At 65.8% G+C, this 1,900-nt stretch carries 1 protein-coding gene and 1 pseudogene; one reads left to right on the top strand and one right to left on the bottom strand.

Annotated features, from left to right (window positions below):
* Positions 1-168 precede the first annotated feature (168 nt).
* Positions 169-1,449: a serine--tRNA ligase gene (gene serS / locus AB4Y84_RS20485; protein ID WP_442250800.1), complete on the bottom strand. Its 1,281-nt coding sequence runs from the start codon at positions 1,447-1,449 to the stop codon at positions 169-171.
* A gap of 113 nt (positions 1,450-1,562) precedes the next feature.
* On the opposite strand from serS, the pseudogene AB4Y84_RS20480 reads away from it, so the two are divergent.
* Positions 1,563-1,900: pseudogene (locus AB4Y84_RS20480) on the top strand (energy transducer TonB); the annotation flags it as partial.

The raw sequence follows: 1,900 nt of genomic DNA, 5'->3' as shown, positions 1-1,900 counted from the left end.
CAGTAGATCCACGCCATGCGCGGATGCCGCACCGCCTCAGTAGATCCACGCCATGCGTGGATGCAGCACCGCGTCAGTAGATCCACGCCATGCGTGGATGAGGTGCCATGCAGGCATGGCACCCACCAAAGCCAGAGCAGTGCCATGCAAGCATGGCATCTACCGGGTTCAGCCAATGGTTTCGATACCGCCCATGTACGGGCGCAGGGCTTCAGGCACGGTGATGCTGCCGTCGGCGTTCTGGTAATTCTCCATCACCGCGATCATCGCGCGGCCGACGGCCACGCCCGAGCCGTTCAGGGTGTGTGCCAGCTCCGGCTTGCCGGTGGCCGGGTTGYGCCAGCGGGCCTGCATGCGACGGGCCTGGAAGTCGCCACAGTTCGAGCACGAGGAAATCTCGCGGTAGGTCTCCTGCGACGGCAGCCASACTTCCAKGTCGTAGGTCTTGATGGCCGAGAAGCCCATGTCGCCGGTGCACAGCAGCACCTTGCGGTACGGCAGGCCCAGCTTTTCCAGCACCACTTCGGCGCAGCGGGTCATGCGCTGGTGTTCGGCGTCGCTGTCTTCCGGGCGGCAGATCGAAACCAGCTCGACCTTCTCGAACTGATGCTGGCGGATCATGCCGCGCACGTCGCGGCCACCGCTGCCGGCTTCGGAACGGAAGCACAGCGAATGGGCGGTCATGCGCAGCGGCAGGCGCTCGGCGTCGAGGATCTCGTCGCGGGCAATATTGGTCAGCGAGATTTCCGAGGTCGAGATGAGGTAACGCTTCTGCTCACCCAGCTGGGTGATGAACATGTCCTCTTCGAACTTGGGCAGCTGGCCGGTGCCGTACAGGCTGTCGGCGTTGACGATCACCGGCACGTTGGTTTCCTGGTACTCGTGCTCGCCGCTGTGCAGGTCGAGCATGAACTGGGCCAGGGCGCGATGCAGGCGGGCGATCGGGCCACGCAGCACGGTGAAGCGCGAACCGGACAGCTTGGCGGCGGTCTCGCCGTCCAGCCACTTGTTGCGGGCGCCCAGTTCGACGTGGTCGAGCACCTTGAAATCGAACTGGCGCGGGGTACCCCAGCGCGACTGCTCGACGTTCTCGCTCTCGTCGGCGCCGGCCGGTACGTCATCGGCGGGAATGTTCGGGATGCCCATGGAGATCGTGTCGATCTTCTCGCGCAGCTCGTCCAGGGCCACTTCCGAGGCCTTCAGCTCATCGGCGAACGCGGCGACCTCGGCCATGATGGCCGAAACGTCTTCGCCCTTGGCCTTGGCCTGGCCGATAGCCTTGGAACGGCTGTTGCGCAGGCTCTGCAGCTCCTGGGTCCGCACCTGGATGCGCTTGCGATCGGCCTCCAGTGACTCCAGGGCAGACACGTCGAGCTCGAAGCCGCGGCTGGTGCGCAGGCGTTCGGCGAGGTCGGCGGGCTGGTGGCGGAGCAGGGCTGGATCAAGCATGGCAGGCGTCGTGGTGGGTAACAGGAACGGGATTATCGCCTGTTATACGGAATTCTGCCGCCCGGTTCATTCCGGCCGTGGCAGAATCGAGGCATTCCGTACTGGTCTGGTCCATGTCTGCTCCCCGTCCGTCGCCTGCCAAGTCGTTCACCGTGCATATCCCGCGCAACGCCCTGAAGATCGCCGGCATCGCCTTCGGCGTGGGCATCCTGCTGTTCGTGCTGGTTTGGCTGACCGGACGCGACAAGGAATTCTTCCGTGCCGACCCGGCCGCGCAGACGCCGCAGGAAACCGCCCAGGTGGAACCGCTGCCCGAACCACTGGCCGCGGCGGCCGGTTCCAGCGACATGCCAGACGCCAAGCCGGCCCCGGTGCCGGACGAGGAAGATGCGCCGAAGCTGGTGGAAACCGCCCCGCCCCCGCCACCGGCCACGGTTGAACCCGCTCCGGC

The sequence above is a fragment of the Stenotrophomonas sp. 2YAF22 genome (assembly GCF_052114665.1).
Lineage (GTDB): Bacteria > Pseudomonadota > Gammaproteobacteria > Xanthomonadales > Xanthomonadaceae > Stenotrophomonas > Stenotrophomonas indicatrix.
This window is presented reverse-complemented; position numbering and strand designations above follow the sequence as displayed.